A 19009-nucleotide genomic window follows, 5' to 3' on the forward strand; every position below is an offset into this window, starting at 1 on the left:
TGCTCTTTTGTTTACCTTTATGCTTTTACGGGTGCATTACTACTTTTAGACAGTTATCAATACGGCGACCAAATTTTTCATACCCAATCATTGCCTCATCTAAGCTCAGACGATGTGTAATAATATCATCTGCACGCAGTTTCCCTTGCTGGATTAGTTGCATCAATTCATCCGTATAATTTTGCACTAATGCCTGGCCACACTGAATCTTGAGTCCTTTTGCAAATATATCACCTATTGGGAACCCATCTGCCTTCGCTCCATACACACCAGCTAAGCCTAAACTTCCTCCATGCCGCAACGCTTTAACTTCCCAGTTAATAGCGGAAACAGAAGCGACTGCCGGCTGATCTTCCGGCCGAGTCCCCGGCAAAGGTGGGATCCCCATACGCTTCATTCCAACCATTGCCGATACAATAGAGTCTGTTGGCTCCGACTCAAAACCAACAGCATCAATTGCAACATCAACTCCACGTCCACCCGTTAATTCTCGAATTACTTCACCAGGGTCATCATGATCGCGGAAATTAATCGTTTCTACTCCCGGATTTAACTTTTTGGCATATTCCAAGCGATAAGGAACCTGATCTACTGCATAAACACGACGGGCACCTTTAAAAATAGCACACCGCTGCGCAAGAATACCCACCGGGCCACAACCGAAGACAGCTACTGAATCACCTGGTTTTACTCCGGATACATCAACAATCCAGTAGGCGGTAGGCAGTATATCGGTTACAAATAATGCCTGCTCATCAGTTAATTCATCTGGGACTGCTAATGGACTAACATCAGCATACGGAACACGTACATACTCAGCTTGTCCACCTTGAAAACCGCCATAGAAATCCCCATGTCCAAATACAGCTGCAATTTCACCATTCTCATTTGAGCGCTCGCAGTGGCTCCACAGCTTCGATTGACACATAATGCATTCACCGCAGGAAATAGGAAATGGAACTAAAACTCTATCTCCTCGTTTCCAGCGTTTGACGTCTTTTCCCACCTCTTCAACAATCCCCATAAACTCATGGCCTGGAATAAGTCCATCATGAAGCATAGGTTGTAACCCATGATAAATATGTAGATCCGAGCCACATATGGCAGTCGAGGTTACACGTATAAGCATTTCCCGGTCATCCTGGATTTCAGCATCCTTTACTTTTTCTAAGGAAAGCTGATAGGGCTTATGATAAACAACTGCTTTCATTTCTTCCTCCTGCACCGATTAGTAAATATTTGTTACTATATATTTCGCTTATATAATTACAAATATAAGTGTTCGGTTAAATAAATCGGCAAGCAATAATGATGCACAATTAGCACGAATTCACGCAATCCACCAACGGTTTTATATATTCTTTTTTTGTGAAGTCGGCAGGCTTACCATAAGTTTCCAACATGCCCTTTTCATCATGGGTCAATTCATTTTGCTTTTTTATTTTTACCCACAGAATAGTCATGAGAAGCTTGTCCAATAGCTTTAGTTTATTGAAATCAAAACCGCCCCGCAGGTAAAAAAATTTGATATATCCCTGTTCTTCGGGAGTAAAGTTTTTATCCCGCACTTCCTTTATAGTTTCCTCCCGGTAAGGCGTTGCCCCGGTTGCAAATACAATCACCTTTTTGTCTTTATGCTTACCTAGATTTTTCTTTATGAAATCAAGTCCAATAATACCAACAGCATGTAAACTGCCACCGTAAATTACGGTATCATAGAATGGCAGTACGGATGGATTAACCCTTGAAACCTCAATCATATCAGCAGATAATTCTTGAGAAATCCATTCGGCATATTTTTTAACAAAACCAGTGTTTGATTTATATATCACTAAAGTTCTCATATTGTCATTTCCCTTATCATTTTTCTCTCGATGACATTAGGCGTAACAATGCTAAACTTCTCTATTCTACTTAGTCTGCCGTAATATTTATGTGGATCGTAGAAAGTTGCTTTGATATAAAAGCTCAAACTCCTGCCATATTCATACAGAATTCAGCAGGAGTTTCTATTTAGATATCCGTTTTAATGGCTTCTTCAAATACTTTACGTACAATATCTTTAGTAGTGCCACCTTCAAAAATTTTACGCTTTTCTACAAAATAAGTTGGAACATAATAATAATCGTATTGCTTTGCAATTTCAGTATTCTTCTCTTCATCAATGATTTCCACTTTGATATCTTTATATTTCGGGTTTTCTTGCTTTACTTCATCAATCCAATCAATTGCTCTTTTACAATGTGGACACCAATCTGTTATCAGTACAGTAACGCTTTTCATCATTCTACCACCTTTCTTTAGTTCTATTATTGCCTTCTAAGTGTAAAATAACTCCTGCCATACCCTCTACCCCCGGAACCTATTCCTCTCGATCCAGTCCAGGCTTTCTGAGTAGGATTCTTCGTTGCGAGTCTGCTTTATTACGGATTGGCAATACCCCGCTTGACTATTAATGCTCTCCTGAAATAACATGCCTGCGAATGGCAGCAATAAATTCCTCATTTTCGTGATGGGCTCTAATTGCAATGCGGCAAAATTCTCCGTTTAACCCAACGAAGTTTTCACAATTTCGCAAAAGTATATTATCTTCTCGTAAAAGCTTTCGCGTATTAGGAAAAGGCGCTGGGAAAAATAAATAATTAGCGCAACTACCCCATACTTCAATTTTCAATTTGCTTAATTCGTTGAGCAACCACTTCTTTTCTGTCAGAATTACCTCCTGAGTTTCTTTTAAATATTTTTTATCTTTTAATGCCGCAATCCCAGCTACTTGTGCTGGAGTAGATACATTCCAAGGCTGTCCTGCTGCAAATATTTTGCCTAACAATTCTTCATTATTAGATATGCAAAACCCTAACCGCAGCCCCGGCATAGCATATAGTTTAGTAAATCCATCTAAAATGATAAGATTAGTATATGCATGAATCAGCCCTTTGGCCGTATATTCTTCTGGCTTATCCAAGAACCCAATGAAACTCTCGTCTACAACCAAAATAGTTCCATTCTCTTGGCACTTATCTACTATCTGATTGAGTAATTTCCTCTCAATGACTTGTCCGGTTGGATTATTCGGATTGCATAAGAAAAACATATCTATATCATGAGTTAATGAATCTAAAATAGTTTCTGTAGTTTGATATTTTTCTTCCTTTTGCAAAAAATGATATGTCACAGCGCATCCCGCATTACGTAATGCGCCTTCATAGTCTTCATAGGTAGGAGCCAGTATAAGTGCTTTTCTTGGTTGTTGTGCAGCTATAATCCGGTAGATCGCATCATCCACCCCACTGACGCATAAAACTTGTTTGGCAGATATACCCGAATAATGTTGTGCGATTCTCTCAGATAAAGCGGTGCATTGGGGGTCAGGATACTGTGCATACAACTCCATTTCTCTTGTAATAGCTAGTTTAGCTGACTTCGGCATTCCTAATGGATTTGTGTTTACACTCAGATCTATTATATCTTCAGTATTCATAACTTCATTCTTGTCTCCATTTCCGTTGAATAACTTTTTTAATAGGCTACTGCCATTGCCCATTAGAATCCCATTGCATGTTTTACAATTATCATTTTTTCACTGGAGGTCAACTCTTCTAAAAGCTTAAAAGCTACGCCAGCAGCAGTCTCCGGACAATATGAGGTAATGATGTTTTGATCTACTACAATAGGCTCATTTACTACATCAACATTAAACTCTTTCAACTGCTTTTGACGAAATCCATCCCGCAAATGGTATGTAGTGGCTTTTCGTCCCCTTAGCACCCCGCTCTTCCCTACAGGCAGTGCAGCTACACAGATTGTTGCAATTATTTTTTTCTGCTTGTCAAATTCTTGGATTAGATTTAAAAATCGTTCATCATAGGCTTCTTCATAAAATCCGAATTCCTCAAACCCTCCCGGAATTGCTAGTGCATCATAATCGTTCACGTTTATCTCATCAATTGTCTTATCAACCAAAATAGGAATGTTAAAGGTACTAGTCACTTCTTTTTGAAATCCGCATGTAACAACCGGCACGTCATATTCATATCCGTTCCTCGCCCATCCCAAAACATCAACAAAAGCACTAAACTCCATAGTTTCGAATCCTTTTAGTGCGAATAATAATGTTCTCATGATATCTCCTCCGTAAACAAAATGCATGTCAATCCTCTAATCTTATAATTCTATCTAAAAGAAAAATTCCTGCAAACTGAATAGCAGGAACTCCCCCAAACCAAAACGATTTTTCGTATAACCTCCCTGCGCTGACCGCCTAAGCGGTTTTATGTCTGACTTTCATTGCATTTTACAATAGTTTCCACTAAGATATACTTATAAAGCACTGGAAGAGCGGATATATAGAACGCTCGAAGATTTGTAAATGATAATTTTTTTAAGAAAGGACGATGGCTTATCATACTATATGATTGGGAGTCGGTGTTATGCGGAGCAAAGGCTATCGCATAACAAACATGCTGTGAGATAGCCTTTGCTCCATCCTAAAACTACAATTTTAGGAGGAACATAATGAGCTACAAGAATGCAGTTAGTGTATTTCCCGCCGGTTTGTTAAAAGCAATGCAACGGTATATTGACGGTGAATATATTTATATCCCACGAAAGGCAGAGAGTAAAAAACGCTGGGGAGAAGTTAAAAACAGCAGGCAATATATTCAGGAACGCAATGAGATCATCTTATCCCAGTATCAAGAAGGTCTTTCTGTTGAGGATATTGCATGCTGTAACTACTTATCACCCAAAACAATCTACAAAATATTGGCTGATATGAAAAGCCAATGCTAAAGTGGGAGCGACATGGCGATTTTGCCGTGTCGCTTTTTTGTTTCTGAATCATCTTGTAGGGTGCATTGTAATTATGTAACTACTATAGTTGATGTATAGCAGCAAGCTAAACAATTAACGGAGGAAGAATACGATGTATACGTTCACAAATCAATTCATTTCCAGTCAGAGTAACCTGAAGTTTTTGAAAGCTACAATGATGGGGCCTAATGCCATGCGCGTAGCAGAAGAATTAGCGTCATGCCTAAACGTCAATGAGAATATGCGGATACTTGACCTCGGTTGTGGCTGCGGTCTTTCCACGCTTTTGCTGACACAGAAATATGGCGCAAAAGTTTTCGCCGCCGACTTGTGGATTTCCCCAACCGAAAACTATGAGCGTTTCAAATCTATCGGGATTGACGATAAAGCCGTTCCGATCTCCGCAGACGCGACCAAAGGCTTACCTTTCGCAAATGGGTACTTTGATCTGTTGTTTACGGTGGACGCTTACCATTATTTCGGTGATACGGCTCAAATGCTCCCGTCGCTCATTCCTTTTGTGAAAAAGGGCGGCTATATCGCCGTGGCGATTCCCGGCTTAACATACGAATTCGGGAAAAATGTTCCCGATGATATGCAGCCGTTTTGGAATAGCGAGATGGAAAGAACGCTGCACTCTCTTGACTGGTGGAAAGATTTATGGAAGAGGTCCGAAGGCATTGAAATGGTGGTCAGCCGCGAAATGTCCTGCTGCAGCCAGGCATGGAAAGAATGGCTGACCGGTTACCACCCCATTGTGGCTGAAGACATCAAAATGATGGAGGCTGAGGGCGGGAGATATTTTAATCTTATTCAGCTGATTGCTAAAGCCATATGATGTTACTGCAAGACCAGCATTGCTGCAACTATTACTAGTTATAATTCCTATTAAAAAGAAAAGCTCCTGTAATATTTATGTAGATATCACAGGAGCTTTCATTAACTCTTTCTGTTGTCATCATCACTATTGTCATTGGAGTGCTTCAGTGCCGGTGCAGCTATGAGCCTGGCAAGCGACGCCTTAGGAGCAAGATTGCCCTGCTGTATTGCAATATTTAAAAGGACGACTAGAATTCCCCGCGCAATCAAGCCGGTAAGGATTAAGAAAACAAAATCTAGATATGGCCCGATAGGGCTTAGATAGATAAAAACATTTAATCTATTCAGGATGAGATAGTAAAATACAAAAGCAATCAGGCCTGCCCAAACAACCGTTCCTATAAAGAACGTCTTCCAGGATTTTGTATACTGGTAAACCAGCATAGCATACAGGGGTATTATGGTCAAATCGCTCATGAAAAAGTTCTGTTGTAAGGGAACCATCCTAAAAAACGTTGCCCACAGTCCGATAAGTTCACCAATAGAATCATATATGGAAAATGCTACGGCCACTAAAGAACCAAAAAGTAATATCTCTACCAATCGCTTTTTATCTGCTAAGTAGAAAAATAAAACGTATGTAAAAACAACAAAGAAAAATATCCCTATCCATACCGGCGAAAGAAACTGCTCTGACAACCATTTATCCATAACTATTTTATCTAAGTACTCTGAGGTTTGCATAAGATGCTCATTCGTAATCACAGGCTTCCGCCCCCTCGCTAACTGCTGAATTTATTTTGTCCAGCCCTGTGTTTTTGTATCCTGCACTTACGTATGTCTCAATGTTTTATATTTTCACCAAAGAAAGTAACACTTTTATAGGCTTCAGTGGCCTACGATACGCTTACACCAAATGGAAAGCTTAGAAATACAGCCGTTTTTTTCAAAACTAAAGCTTCATGGAGTAAATCAATCCTATTTTGCGTCTGGATTTCATATTTTACTTTAATAATGTCAGACTTGCTTTTCCCTCTATTTAGCTTACAAAATGAAGCTTTTCCGGTTATACACAAAGTGGTATATTACTCAAGGATATAAAAAACAAGCTGGTTTGCAAGCTAGGAAGAAGGCTAGGATGAATAGAGCATTAATTACGCTCATGTGCTTAGGGTTGATGTTTGATGGAGGTTCTGAACAGCTATTGGGTGATTATATACAAGAAGGACGCACCGTCTTACGAAATACATCGAAGAAAGCGGCGGCTGCATTCAGCAATCAAGATTGTTACCAGTGCGGTTACTGCTGTAAAGAAATGCCTTGCATGTATGGAAAATGGGATGAGGCTGCTCATCAATGTTCTTATTTGGAAGTAGCAGAGGTGTTTTCCGAATACAGTACATATCGCTGTTCCCAATATGAAACGATTAGCAACGCAGAAGCATCTAAGAAATATCCGATGTTTGGAGGCGGCTGCGGACGACCGTTACTAAACCCGGAACGGGATAGAATTAGACAGGTTAAAAGCTAGAAATTGAAGTATATATAACGAAAGGACCTAAAGCCTTAATACGCTTTAGGTCCTGCTTATTTTTGTCCACAAAACAAAATGGATGTCCCGTAGGCTCAAGAATCACGTCCGCCACGCTGCTTTTTTATGCTTTACCGAAGAGTTTCTATAAACGTTTTTCCAAACTGAACACACTCTCCGGCTGTCTTTTCATCCGGGTTCCATAACCCCTTAAGCCCATCGTTGACTAGAGTGAAACCGCTTTCTTTCAGCAGCTCATTAAGAACTTTAACTGATTCCCCGCTCCAGCCGTAAGCGCCAAAAGCAGCTGCTTTCTTATTTTTAAAGCCCAGTCCTTTGACCTCTTCCATCAGACCGGCCACTGAGGATAAAATCCCTTTATTTACAGTAGGCGAACCGACTAAAATAGCTTTTGATTTGAAAATTTCCGTAATAATATCATTCTTGTCACGTCGGGCCGTATTGTAGAGCTTAATATTGACACTGGCATCCGCCTGTTTGAGACCTTCAGTAATCGCCTCTGCCATCTTCCGGGTCCCATCCCACATGGTATCGTAAAAAACCGTAATTTGGTTTTCCTGATAATCGGCTGCCCACTCTAAATACCGGGTTACAATCTGCAATGGATTATCCCGCCAGATTACACCATGGCTGGGGCATATCATATTCACCGGCAGGTTTAATCCGACAATCTCCTTAATTTTACGCTCAACCATGCGGCTGAACGGAGTGAGGATATTGGCATAGTACTTCATACATTCCTGATTAAGCTCAGCCTGATCAACTAGATCGTTAAACATATACTCAGAAGCGTAATGCTGACCGAATCCGTCATTGCTGAATAATAGGTTGTCTCCAGTTAAATAGCACATCATGGTATCCGGCCAATGCAGCATTGGCGCCTCAACAAAGATTAATTCCCTGGAGCCGAGATTCAGCTTATCGCCCGTTTTTACTACCTTAAAATTCCAGTCCTGATGATACTGGCCTTTTAATGATTTTACTCCATTGGCAGTACAGTAAATTGGCGTATCGGGGATATACTTCATTAGTTCGGTCAATGCACCGCTGTGATCCACCTCACCGTGATTGATAACGATATAATCGATGCTTTCCAATGATATTTCTTTCCGTAGATTGTCCACAAATTCTCTGGCAAACGGCAGCCATATAGTATCAATTAGAACAGTTTTTTCATCGCGAATAAGATAGGAGTTATAGGTTGATCCCTTATGTGTGGAATACTCTTCCCCATGGAATTTCTTTAATTCCCAGTCAATCTTTCCTACCCATGTCACATTATCTGTCACCTTAAAGCTCATCGTTAACTTCCTCCTTTATATAAGCTGACTTGCTCTAGACCTGTTATACCTGCCCATCAGCCGCCCGGCGGTTATAAAAACACACTATCAGGCTTTGCATCTGCTTCTAACGGCAATTTTATCTATTTATTATTATAACAGATAGGAGTAGTTATTTTTTGACATAAATCACAAAATACAGCCTAACCAACTAACTAGTACATTTTCTTATAAACTATAAAATCCTGCCCTATTTATGCAAATAATGGCAGGATTTTATAGTTGAAATTGTATTTTAATCATGCTACCTACTATCAAATATTAACTTGACTTATTTAATTATTTTCTAGTGTAACACAACAGACACTATGGCTTAGCCTGATTATTACTGAACAAACGGACAACCCACAAAAGAATAACAGCTCCAATTATGCTTGTAATAAGCTGTCCAATGACACCATAAGAATTAAATCCGAACAAAGATAAGACAAAACCGCCAATAAATGCTCCGACAATCCCTACAATAATATCTACCCATATTCCAAATCCATGACCACGCATGATGTTTCCTGCTGCCCATCCAGCGATCGCCCCTATAAGTAAAGACCAAACTAAACTACCCATTTTCAAACACCTCCAAATATATTATGTTCTACTGCAGCACTGATCATACTTACTGAGTAATGAGAGCCGCTTATTTACTTCCTAACAAAAACACCGCCATCCTCAAGAGGTGTGGCGGTGTTTTTTACACGTACTATTGTTTTACGCCTGGGTCAGGATTTTGAAATGAAGGGGGTTGTGGATTATTGATATCAAAGTATTTGCCTGGAGTAGAAAGATCAAAATAAAGTCGTGCATTTTCATCTACACCCCAGTCTTGAGTGGAGCCTGTACCTTGAATCCGGTTAAAGGCCTGGCGGAAAAGTGTATTATGAGCTTCTTCTCGATTTAACAAAAAATCAATCGTTTCACGAACATATTTATCTGCAATTTGCCGGTGAAGGTATTCATAAACCACTTTTGCTCTTTGTTCGGCCGCAATGTTAGAAAGTAAATCCGCCGCCAAATCTCCAGTTACATTGACATAGGCCGCCGTCCAAAGATAACCTGAAGCATTAGTTAAAGCAGGACTAAGCCCTGTTAATACATGGCTTTCAATTTGTCCTGCCCCAACGCCCTGCGTATCAAGATCATGGCCATTCAATAAATTAATAGTAGTTGCAACCATTTCCATATGACTTAACTCTTCCGATGCAATGTCCATAAAGAGGTCTTTGATAGCTGGGTCTTTTATACGAAAGCTTTGCGCCATATATTGTATCGCTGCTTTCATTTCGCCTTGCGGTCCACCAAGCTGTTCAGTAAGCATTGTTGCATATGTTGGATTAGGCCGCTCTACCCTTACAGGATTCAGTAACTGTTTCTCATGCTTAAACATGTTAAAACACCCGCCCTTTTTAAACTTCTAAGCTATATTTCTCTTTGTACATTTGTTTTATGCATTTTACAGATCTTCCGGACTGATTTCCCTGCCGATACAATAGGTGAACCGTAATTGTTTTAGTTAAAAAGAATATTCGCTATGTACATTGCTGAAACTAAGCACAACAATTAGTAAGTCTTAGGAGGAAGTGTAATGTCGAGTCAAGGAAATGATACACTGATTAAAAGCACTGATCAAACTAGTACTGGTGATGTGGAATCGATCTCAGGAAAAGGAGACGCTAGCGGAACGAATGATCCTAATATGCATTTTGATGTACATGCAAATGCACAGAAGTATTATGATATTGAAAAATCCCCAACTTCAATGGAAGAAATTCATAAGTGGCAACGCCAACATATCCAAGTTCACGATCAAGGTAAGGATGGATATCCTTTAAATGTTATTATTGATCCGGCAATGCGTGAAATGTATCAACATGTTCATGAGCAAGGACTTACAAATGTATTTGACCGTTTCGAACAACAAGAAAAGATCCGCTGTAATTTTTGTGCGCAAGGCCTATCCTGTCAGTTATGCGCTAATGGTCCCTGCCGGATTAACGCTAAGGTTCCGCGAGGCAACTGTGGCGTCGACGCTCATGTAATGGTTGCCCGGAACTTTGTTTATCGCCATGTAACCATAGGTACTTCAGCAAATATTTTTCACGCTCAGCAGGCCGCCCGTACTTTGAAGGCAGCTGCAGAAAACCCTAACAGCGGTCTTAAAATTAGAGATAAAGAAAAGCTCTTAAAGTATGCTGAAATGGCGGGACTAAATAGCCATGAGGACGTAAACAAGGTTGCTGTTAATTTTGCAAATTGGGTTCTTGAAGATATGGGTCGACCTTATTGGGAAGAGTCTAAGATGACTAAAGTTTTTGCACCACCTAAACGGCAGGAGTTATGGAGAAAGTTAAATATTTTCCCGGGTGGTGGCTTTAGTGAGGTCGGATTTGCCCAAACGAAATGTATGACTAATCTAAATGCTGATCCTGTTGACTTTTTACTGACATCTGTTCGTTTAGGAGTTATCAATGAATACCAAGGACTATTTGCTCTTGATATTCTGCAAGAAATACTAATGGGTACTCAAAAAATTCGTACGGCTAAACAAAATATGGGCCTGCTGAAAAAAGATATGATTAACGTTATTACGAATGGTCATATGCCCCTGACTGCCCATGTAGTTATTGAATTAGCCTCAACTCCCGAGTGGCAGGAAAAAGCTAAAAAGGCCGGAGCTGCAGGTCTTCAAATATTAGGGCATGTATGTGAGGGTCAACAGTTATTGAACTATGAGGATACAGGCAAGATGAGTGCTTATGCCGGTCAGGAAGGTGAGTGGCTTTCTGAAGAGTATCTGCTAGCAACTGGTGCCATTGATCTTTTCATGTTCGATTACAACTGTACGATTCCGACACTCCCGCTTTATGCGAAACGCTTCGGCACTAAAATGGTAAGTACTCATGAAGTAATTCGCATGCCAGATACCGAAATTGTTGAATTTCAACCGGAAAATATGCGCCAACAAGCAGAGAAGATTCTTACTATGGCGATTGAAGCTTATAGAAAGCGTAAGTCAGAAAACCGCGAGGTATATATTCCACCCCATGTCTCGGACTGTATGATTGGCTTCAGCACAGAGTCTGTTAAAGCAGCTTTGGGAGGCTCATGGAAACCGTTAATTGATGCTATTGTTGACGGTAAAATTCGTGGAATCGCCACTGTCGTAGGCTGTACCACCGCTCGTTATGGACAAGGTGGCAGTAATATCTTTAGAATAACGAAAGGTTTAATCGAAAAAGACATTTTAGTTTTATCCGGTGGATGTACTTCATCAGTAATGCAGTACACTGGTTTAGCAGATCCTAAAGCAGCCGATGAAGCAGGCCCTGGTTTAAAAGCTGTATGTAAATCATTAGGAATTCCACCGGTGTTATCCTATGGAGCGTGTGTAGATATCGGTAAAATGACACAAACAGCAAAGGAAATTGCCGACACACTTGATGTTGATACTAACATGCTTCCCATTGTCATTGGTGCGCCTGAGTATCTTGAGCAAAAAGCAGTAGCCGATGCTTGTACGGCGATTGCTTTAGGCTGGTTAGTACATGTCGCTCCTGTACCATCAGTGACTGGTAGCGACGTTGTAGTAAAAACCCTGACAGAAACTACCGAAACCCTCGGATTAGGTAAGCTCACTGTTGAAACAAGTGCGGATAAAACAGTACAAATTTATGTTGATCATATTGAGAAGAAACGTGCCGAACTAGGAATATAAACAAAACAGCCGCAAACCTTATGAGGTTTGCGGCTGTTTCATCCTTAAGTTCAGTGAACACTGTTAGCGTTTGCGGATTCCTGAACAGCTTTTGCTAACTGGCTGTCTGGCTGATCATAGGGGTTCGACCAGTCTTTCTGGATCATATAGTTCATCATTGCTTCATGCCCAGTCATACTTTGTGTACAATATGCGCTCAGAAATGAACGTAACTCCGGAGTTGTTGAGGTAAGAGCTGCAGTAAAATAGGCTTGGGCATTGGCTGCCGCACCGGAAGTGGCATTATAAGCTATTGTTTTATCTGCAGAATCACCAGTAGTTCCTGAAAAGAAAGAGCCTATTAACGATGACATTTGTTATACCTCCCCATTAGCATTTTGCGCTTGCGCTTGAGTGTGCGACGCTACTCTCGCGTCTACAGCTGTAATCTTATTCTCAGAAACAAATTGCTGAAGCCCAGCAATTCTAGCTTGTGTAGCAACGATACCCGATTGAGTCATCGTCTTTAATTGCTCATCTGATACAGCCATCAAGCTTGCTTGAGCTACCGTTAAGGCATTAGACTCCATCTCTAGAAGTTTGGTCAGCGATAACACCTCTACTGCAGTTAATTGACGCATGTTTGACTTAATCCCCTTTCCAAATACTAATCTATTTTGTTATAGTTCTCAAAACTATTAATAAATATTACTACTATTAAATAAGATTGGCATAAATTTCTAGGTTATTTTCATCCACTTTGGAATTAAATGTAAGTCCCCCTGCTTCAATGTCTCGCGCCAATATGGCATTCCCAGTAACCTGCAACTGCGCTTACGCCAAATTACCTCATAACTAAAATAACAACTCATCACGAATATGCAATGAGTTGTTATTTTAGTAGGGGAATTTTTTGTTTTTTTCGAACAAATTATGCCGCTTTACATATGCTACAAAATTCCTTTCAATCGGAGTAAGAGCCTGCAATGAGCAGACAGCAATCCCCAATATCCGGTATACATTCGGCTGGACGGGCATAATTTTTACTTTTTCCGACGTTCCCCGCAGGACCAAATCGGAAAGCATACTGATCCCTAGTCCACCCGCAACCATGCTTAGCACGACCGGATCATCGGCTGAAGCAGCGAGCATTTTAATCGAAACATCATTTGTCTCCAATGCCTTTCGCACATCAATATCCTTCATAAACGACGGCATGATGAATGGAGCGCCTTCAAATTCTTTCAGCTCAAAAATTGTTTCTTGTGCAGTAGGATATCCTAGTGGTAACACCGCCCGGTAGTAATCCTTAGCCAGAGGAATAAACTCGTGCTTGCATTCTGTCCCACTGCAAACAAAGATCATATCGACTTCTCTTTTTATCAAGGCATCGTATAGCTCTTCTCTACCCAATACTACCGTTTCTATACTTACGTTGGGATGCTCCAGATAAAACCCGCTCAGAAGCGCCGGAAGCCAATTACGTGCTACGCTGGCATAGGCTCCTATCCGTATAATATCCTGCCGCCGGCTTTTTAAGCTGCGCACTTCATTGCGGATTCTCTGTTCGGCAGCGGCAAACGCCTCCAGCAAGGGCAGCAGCTTTTCTCCTTCTGCCGTAAGGCAAATACCAAATCGGCCTCGGTTAAGTATTGTAATGCCTATATCTTTTTCGAGGCTGTCCATCATATGAGTTAAGCCAGACGGTGTATATCCCAGACTGTCTGCAGCCTTTAAAAGGCTGCCCGATTTTAATGAACTTAATAATATTTGTATTTTTTTAGCATCCATAATTCCTCAATATATGAAATTTCGTATTCAAAATATATGAAATTCTCTCACACATGTAGTATAAAGTGTCGCTATACACTTTGCAACTGTATCGCTACAATATAACCAAACAAAAAGCAAAACATTTCGTACAAGCTAACAAAAATCAGAATAGGTATGCAGACAAAATAAGTTGATTTACTAGGAGGTTTTTATGCGTTATTCAGTAGATCCATCAGTTTTTGAAATCAATCCAAACATTAAATTTGGTATACTGGTAGGTAAATCCCTAAAGAATTCAGAGACAACGCCCTATGATCAAGCCAGATTACGGGAAGCAGAGGAAAAGATGCGCGAAAGCTATCAGGATTCCCAGGTGAGGGAGCTCCTCAACATTTCACTATACCGGTCAATCATGACTAATGCAGGTATAAATCCTAACAAATACCCGCCCTCTGTGGAAGCAATGTTTAAAAGAATTATTAAGGGCACCTCCTTACCGGCGATTAATGCCTTAGTTGATCTATGTAATGCCATTTCTGTTGAACAGATGATATCATTAGGAGCACACGATTTAGCAGATATACACGAAGATTTGGAGGTACGCTTCGCTAAGGAAGGAGACTTATTTCTTCCTTTTGGTGCCACCGAATATGAAACAGTAGATCTAGGTGAGCTTGTTTTTACGAGTGGGAATAAGGTGCAAACGAGAAAGTGGATTTGGCGTCAAAGTGAATTAGGAAAAACCACCATCAACAGTAAAGATCTCTTTTTTCAATTAGTCGGTTTTGAGGATGATAAGGGCGCCAGCCTCAACAAAGCAATGGAAGAAATTGAACGTTTGATTATAGACAGATTCGGGGGCACTTGTAAGCGATATCTTGTTGATCAGAACAATAGATGTATTGAGTTCTAATTTTCAATAGAATGCCGAGTGGATTCTAGTATATAATAGTCATAGAAATAAAGTGCGGCTTTGCAAAGAAAGGCTTGAGAGACGTTATGGAAGTAAGGCAGGAAAAAAGGCCAAAGAAGAAACCGATTATCGGAAGCATACTTTTATGTATTTTCGTTTTGCTGGCTTGGGTGGGTTACCGTTATGTTAGCAAACCGCCTGCCGAATTGCCTGCTCTGCCACCTGTAACAATGCCTCTGCCAGCTGGCGCTTCGACTCACAGCACTCCAGAAGTTCCTGCTCTCCCACAGACGCCAAGTGCTGAACAGCAACCAATCGGCTCACAACGCCATTCTTCGGATAAGCAAGGTATTGCAGACGACAATTCAACCGATTTGTCTAGTCATACTATGTCCATTAAGCGGGAAGAGAAAAAAGGCTTTCAAGTTATGCCAGGCGTAAATGTGAAGCGCGGCGTCGTCAATATTCAGTTAGATGAGAAAAACGACCGGACTATTGAAATTGAAAAAGATCCCGATAACTCGAATAGCGATTATCAGTTACTACTGAAAAAGAAATTTTGAGTTAGGCATCATCTATGGCCGCTCACGAAAAGTCCTGACTTGCTAGCAAGTCAGGACTTTGAGCTACAGGCCGCTGTTAAAAGCATCAAATCGCAAACTGACACATGATACCGTTGGAAAATTCGTCAGCCATCATTAACGCTTCTTTTTCGATTCTGTTAAATATTGCAATACTCTTCGCGTAATCCTTATTGAGCATGGTTACAGCTTCTTTTTTTGTTAAGGCCAAATGTGTAAACCACATCTGCTTCATATCGCTTACAGACCAATTGGGATTAATATGATTTAGAAAGCAAGCGATTTGTTCTGCATTTTCATACCATCTTTTTTCTGCATTCGCCGCCGCCGTACTATCACCGGCTTTTGCTGCTTTCACAAGCTCTGCCGCAATAACCAAATGATCTGTTATCAGGCGCTCAAACTCAGCAGCCGCTCTATTTCCATAGAAGTGATTAAAAACTCTCCCAAAATCAGGTGCGTTACGCAGAAGCCGGTTGGTAGTTTGCTCTAAATCAGGCAAATCATAAACAATCCCCATAATAACCATCCGCGTCCAGTAAACGTGCTGCGACCACAGAAGGCGGAAACAATCCCGCAAGTAGATTTCCCGTTCGCTCAAGCAGCAGTCGTCGCTGTGATAAAATTCTGGCACATAAACCTCCCCCTTTGAATACCCTTATATGCCATTTTATGTTTTGGACACGCACAAGGTGATATATGGTATCATGATCGTACTTTAGAAGTAATTTCATATTGATTGTATTCCCCTGGGGAAAAGGCAAGTAGGGTTAATCATAAAAAGAGGTTGCTTGAAATGGCTAAACCCATTCAAGCAACCTCTTCTTGCGTATATCCCAAAGGTCGATCTCCAAGCACTGCTTACGCTGCATTACCAGTGATCTTTCTACTCAGCCGGGGTAAATAAGGCCACAAAAACAGCGATCTTCCCAAACTGAATACAATAAAGGCTAACCATACTCCATGGTTTTGCAGATATGGTACCAGGAACCACAAAATTAAAAAATACGCTAGCAGAGAGTAAATCATAGAATTGCGGATCGGAGCGGATTCCGTAGCTCCCACAAAAATCCCGTAGAGCTGCAAGCCCCAAAAGGCAGCTAGCGGGAATGCAGCAATCCAATAACAATACTGGTAAGCAATCTTTTGAACATCCGGCAATGTTGTAAATACCGCGATCAGCGGCCCCTGCAGGAATAGTACGGTAACAGACAACAATATTGCCATGCCGCCTCCCCAGAGGGCAGTTAAAGTAACTGTCTTTGAAAACAAAAGCCCGTTTCTTTCTCCCATTGCTTGGCCGACAAAAACAGTGGCGGTATTGGAAAACCCGCTGAGAAAATAGGCAATTACATAGTGAAGCTGAAGCAATACAGCGTTTGCCGCCAAAATAGTATCACCATAACGAAGGCCATAAACGGCAAAGTAGTTAAATACTGCTAGCAGACAAGCTGTGCGGATAAACAAGTCGCAGTTTACCTTCATCATTTTTACAAGCGCGGTAGAGTCAATTATACTTTTGACCGACAAGCTTGCCATGTTGATCAGCCCGCTTCGGGCAATCAGCGCCATCCCAATAAAAGCAGAACCGACTTCGGCTATGAGCGTCGCCGTTGCAACACCGTCAGCCGACATGCCGAGCCCGGCGACAAAATATACAGCCAGTATCATGTTAAGAACATTCATTGTCACCTGCAGGTATAGTGACAGTTTTACCTTGGCCATTCCCATTAGCCAGCCGGCAATGACATAGTTAGCCAAAGCAAAGGGAGCTCCCCATACCCGGATGTCATAATACATGCTGACGACCGCCCAAACGGTTTTATTCGGTGACATCAAAGCAAAGGCGGCATCCTTCACCTGTTGCTGGAAGAGCACCATCAGCGATCCCATGATCAGTGCTAGCACCAGCGGCCTAAACAGTGCCAGGGAACTTATCTGCGTTTCTCTGAGTCCGCTTGCCTGCGCACTGAAGCCAGAGGTACTGACGCGCAAGAAGCCCAGCAGCCAGTAAAGTGTATTGAAAATTAGAACACCAATAGAAACACCGCCAATATATGAGGCCTGTGGCAGTCTGCCCATAATTGCAGTATCCACTACGCCCAGCAAGGGAGTGGAAAGCGAAATCATTGTCAACGGTAAGGCCAAATTCAGAAAGCGTTTATGATCAGCCCACGTGACAGCTGAAACCTTTGCCATTAGAATTTGAAGTTACCGATTAAGTGGTAAGAATCCTTATAGCTGCTAAAGGTTGATTTTCCCTGATCATAAGGCTTCAGGTTATAGTAACGGGCTTCAACATTAGCATTTTTTGCAAACACATATTGAGCACCAAAACCGTAGCCTTTGGCACCGTCGCCACCAAGGCCATTACCGCCGCTTACAACCAATGTGCTGGGATTATTCGTGGAATCCACCGCATAGTTGCCAAGGCTCAGATAGTCAAGGCTAATTCCGAAAGTGCCGGGTTTGCTGTTGTCAATTCCCTTCCAGAGCAGCCGTCCCCAGTAACCATGATCCTGGGCCTCCGCGTTCAACTTGTTGTCACTGTTTTTCACATACTCACCAGTAACCGTGAAATCACCGGTCTTTGTTGTAAAGCCGATTGCGTTCTGTTCTAAGTTATAGTTAGCAACATCGTTAGTCATGGTATTCAAATGCGCGATTGTAACACTGGTAGCAGGTCCTGCTTGTATCTTGATATTGGCTAGAAATGCGTTTCTTGTGCTTAAGTTATCCGTGTACGTATAAGCAGCTAAATCCCCATACCCAGCCGATAGCTGAACCTTATCGAAATTATAGGTAGCCATTACTCCATCAACTGAGTTGTAATCCCATAAGAGACCTTGGCCTAAAGAAGGCAAAATGCGGCCTGCCGAAACAGCAGTCTCTTTATTTTTCCATTGGAATTCTGCCCGATCAAAAGTTGGTGAATTCGTAGTTGAAGTCTTGAATGACTTATCTACACCGCGTTTATTAGATGTATTTGTTGCTGTTAGGCGACCAAACAAAGTAATATTTTCTGCAACCTCTGAAGAGAGATTCAGCCGCACCCGCTCCTCCATCCGAGTTGGTGTCTTTTTACTTTGATCTGTAGCTCCCTGCGCCCAGTTACTTTGATAGCGCAGCCTTGCATCACCGCTAATTTTCACGGATGACTTGCCTTTTTCCAATTTGGCCAGGCGCTGTTCGGTATTGTCCGTACCACCCATATTGAGCTCTGGTGAAAATTCAGCCTGCAGCTTTTTAATTACTTCCTGTTCTTCGCTACCCGCTTTATCTGCTTTGGCAATGGCTTTAGCAACAATAGCCGCCATTTCTACACGGGTCAGCATCACGTCTTCCCTGTAAGTGCTGCCGCCGAAGCCTTCCACTATACCTTCTTTAGCCAATTGACCAACTGCACTGTATGTCCAGTGATGCTCAGGAACCACCGCAAATAAATTAGCCGGTGCAGCCAGTACCGTCCCTGCTACACTCATGCTGAAAGCAGCTCCAAGCGCTAATGCTATCTTCTTTTTCATAAAATCT

General features: G+C 41.5%; 21 protein-coding genes. 6 read left to right on the forward strand and 15 right to left on the reverse strand.

What is annotated here, in order from left to right:
- Positions 1-25: 25 nt before the first annotated feature.
- The 5 genes from RTR76_RS09010 to RTR76_RS09030 form a co-directional block, all read right to left on the reverse strand.
- Complete coding sequence (locus RTR76_RS09010; protein WP_312519458.1) at positions 26-1210, reverse strand: alcohol dehydrogenase catalytic domain-containing protein; 1185 nt, start codon at positions 1208-1210, stop codon at positions 26-28.
- Positions 1211-1319: 109 nt separating this feature from the next.
- Complete coding sequence (locus tag RTR76_RS09015) at positions 1320-1844, reverse strand: flavodoxin domain-containing protein (RefSeq protein WP_312519462.1); 525 nt, start codon at positions 1842-1844, stop codon at positions 1320-1322.
- Positions 1845-2013: 169 nt separating this feature from the next.
- The gene (locus tag RTR76_RS09020) at positions 2014-2286 is read right to left on the reverse strand and encodes a thioredoxin family protein (protein ID WP_312519465.1); all 273 of its coding nucleotides are present in this window, start codon (positions 2284-2286) and stop codon (positions 2014-2016) included.
- A gap of 166 nt (positions 2287-2452) precedes the next feature.
- Positions 2453-3544: a threonine-phosphate decarboxylase gene (locus RTR76_RS09025; RefSeq protein ID WP_312519468.1), complete on the reverse strand. Its 1092-nt coding sequence runs from the start codon at positions 3542-3544 to the stop codon at positions 2453-2455.
- On the reverse strand, positions 3544-4122 hold the full coding sequence (locus RTR76_RS09030) for a DJ-1/PfpI family protein (RefSeq protein ID WP_312519471.1): 579 nt from the start codon (positions 4120-4122) through the stop codon (positions 3544-3546). The genes RTR76_RS09025 and RTR76_RS09030 overlap by 1 nt, the downstream gene beginning before the upstream one ends.
- A 393-nt stretch (positions 4123-4515) precedes the next feature.
- On the opposite strand from RTR76_RS09030, the gene RTR76_RS09035 reads away from it, so the two are divergent.
- Both RTR76_RS09035 and RTR76_RS09040 read left to right on the forward strand, forming a co-directional pair.
- Positions 4516-4791, forward strand: a complete 276-nt coding sequence (locus tag RTR76_RS09035) for a CD3324 family protein (RefSeq protein ID WP_312519474.1) — start codon at positions 4516-4518, stop codon at positions 4789-4791.
- Between the two features lie 133 nt (positions 4792-4924).
- Complete coding sequence (locus RTR76_RS09040; RefSeq protein ID WP_312519477.1) at positions 4925-5650, forward strand: methyltransferase domain-containing protein; 726 nt, start codon at positions 4925-4927, stop codon at positions 5648-5650.
- Positions 5651-5751: 101 nt separating this feature from the next.
- Here RTR76_RS09040 and RTR76_RS09045 read toward each other — a convergent pair whose 3' ends face one another.
- Entirely contained in the window at positions 5752-6396 is a 645-nt protein-coding gene (locus tag RTR76_RS09045; RefSeq protein WP_312519480.1) for a hypothetical protein, read from the reverse strand.
- A gap of 373 nt (positions 6397-6769) precedes the next feature.
- On the opposite strand from RTR76_RS09045, the gene RTR76_RS09050 reads away from it, so the two are divergent.
- Complete coding sequence (locus tag RTR76_RS09050; RefSeq protein WP_312519482.1) at positions 6770-7162, forward strand: hypothetical protein; 393 nt, start codon at positions 6770-6772, stop codon at positions 7160-7162.
- Between the two features lie 131 nt (positions 7163-7293).
- On the opposite strand, the gene RTR76_RS09055 is transcribed toward RTR76_RS09050, so the two are convergent.
- The 3 genes from RTR76_RS09055 to RTR76_RS09065 form a co-directional block, all read right to left on the reverse strand.
- Positions 7294-8484, reverse strand: a complete 1191-nt coding sequence (locus RTR76_RS09055) for an anaerobic nitric oxide reductase flavorubredoxin (RefSeq protein WP_312519485.1) — start codon at positions 8482-8484, stop codon at positions 7294-7296.
- 345 nt (positions 8485-8829) lie between these two features.
- Positions 8830-9087, reverse strand: a complete 258-nt coding sequence (locus RTR76_RS09060) for a GlsB/YeaQ/YmgE family stress response membrane protein (RefSeq protein WP_312519487.1) — start codon at positions 9085-9087, stop codon at positions 8830-8832.
- 133 nt (positions 9088-9220) lie between these two features.
- The gene (locus RTR76_RS09065) at positions 9221-9904 is read right to left on the reverse strand and encodes a manganese catalase family protein (RefSeq protein WP_312519490.1); all 684 of its coding nucleotides are present in this window, start codon (positions 9902-9904) and stop codon (positions 9221-9223) included.
- A gap of 198 nt (positions 9905-10102) precedes the next feature.
- On the opposite strand from RTR76_RS09065, the gene cooS reads away from it, so the two are divergent.
- Positions 10103-12232: an anaerobic carbon-monoxide dehydrogenase catalytic subunit gene (cooS, locus tag RTR76_RS09070; protein WP_312519493.1), complete on the forward strand. Its 2130-nt coding sequence runs from the start codon at positions 10103-10105 to the stop codon at positions 12230-12232.
- Between the two features lie 50 nt (positions 12233-12282).
- On the opposite strand, the gene RTR76_RS09075 is transcribed toward cooS, so the two are convergent.
- From RTR76_RS09075 to RTR76_RS09085, 3 genes are all read right to left on the reverse strand, one after another.
- A complete protein-coding gene (locus RTR76_RS09075; protein WP_312519496.1) occupies positions 12283-12585 on the reverse strand; it encodes a spore coat protein in 303 nt (100 codons plus the stop codon).
- 3 nt (positions 12586-12588) lie between these two features.
- Complete coding sequence (locus RTR76_RS09080; protein ID WP_312519499.1) at positions 12589-12852, reverse strand: hypothetical protein; 264 nt, start codon at positions 12850-12852, stop codon at positions 12589-12591.
- Positions 12853-13108: 256 nt separating this feature from the next.
- Positions 13109-14002 (reverse strand): LysR family transcriptional regulator, encoded by an 894-nt coding sequence (locus tag RTR76_RS09085; RefSeq protein WP_312519502.1) that lies wholly within the window; start codon positions 14000-14002, stop codon positions 13109-13111.
- Positions 14003-14195: 193 nt separating this feature from the next.
- Between RTR76_RS09085 and RTR76_RS09090 the strand changes: the two genes are divergently transcribed.
- Both RTR76_RS09090 and RTR76_RS09095 read left to right on the forward strand, forming a co-directional pair.
- Positions 14196-14897, forward strand: a complete 702-nt coding sequence (locus tag RTR76_RS09090; protein ID WP_312519505.1) for a phenylalanine--tRNA ligase beta subunit-related protein — start codon at positions 14196-14198, stop codon at positions 14895-14897.
- Between the two features lie 86 nt (positions 14898-14983).
- The gene (locus tag RTR76_RS09095; RefSeq protein WP_312519508.1) at positions 14984-15460 is read left to right on the forward strand and encodes a hypothetical protein; all 477 of its coding nucleotides are present in this window, start codon (positions 14984-14986) and stop codon (positions 15458-15460) included.
- 85 nt (positions 15461-15545) lie between these two features.
- Here RTR76_RS09095 and RTR76_RS09100 read toward each other — a convergent pair whose 3' ends face one another.
- From RTR76_RS09100 to RTR76_RS09110, 3 genes are all read right to left on the reverse strand, one after another.
- Positions 15546-16112: a hypothetical protein gene (locus RTR76_RS09100; protein WP_312519512.1), complete on the reverse strand. Its 567-nt coding sequence runs from the start codon at positions 16110-16112 to the stop codon at positions 15546-15548.
- A 227-nt stretch (positions 16113-16339) separates the two neighbouring features.
- Positions 16340-17677: an MATE family efflux transporter gene (locus RTR76_RS09105; protein ID WP_312519515.1), complete on the reverse strand. Its 1338-nt coding sequence runs from the start codon at positions 17675-17677 to the stop codon at positions 16340-16342.
- Positions 17677-19002 carry an S-layer homology domain-containing protein gene (locus RTR76_RS09110; protein WP_312519518.1) on the reverse strand — a complete coding sequence of 442 codons (1326 nt, stop codon included), beginning with the start codon at positions 19000-19002 and terminating at the stop codon, positions 17677-17679. Before RTR76_RS09110 ends, RTR76_RS09105 begins: the two co-directional genes overlap by 1 nt.
- Between the last annotated feature and the right edge of the window lie 7 nt (positions 19003-19009).

This window comes from Anaerospora sp., assembly GCF_032013335.1.
Lineage (GTDB): Bacteria > Bacillota > Negativicutes > Sporomusales > DSM-15969 > Anaerospora.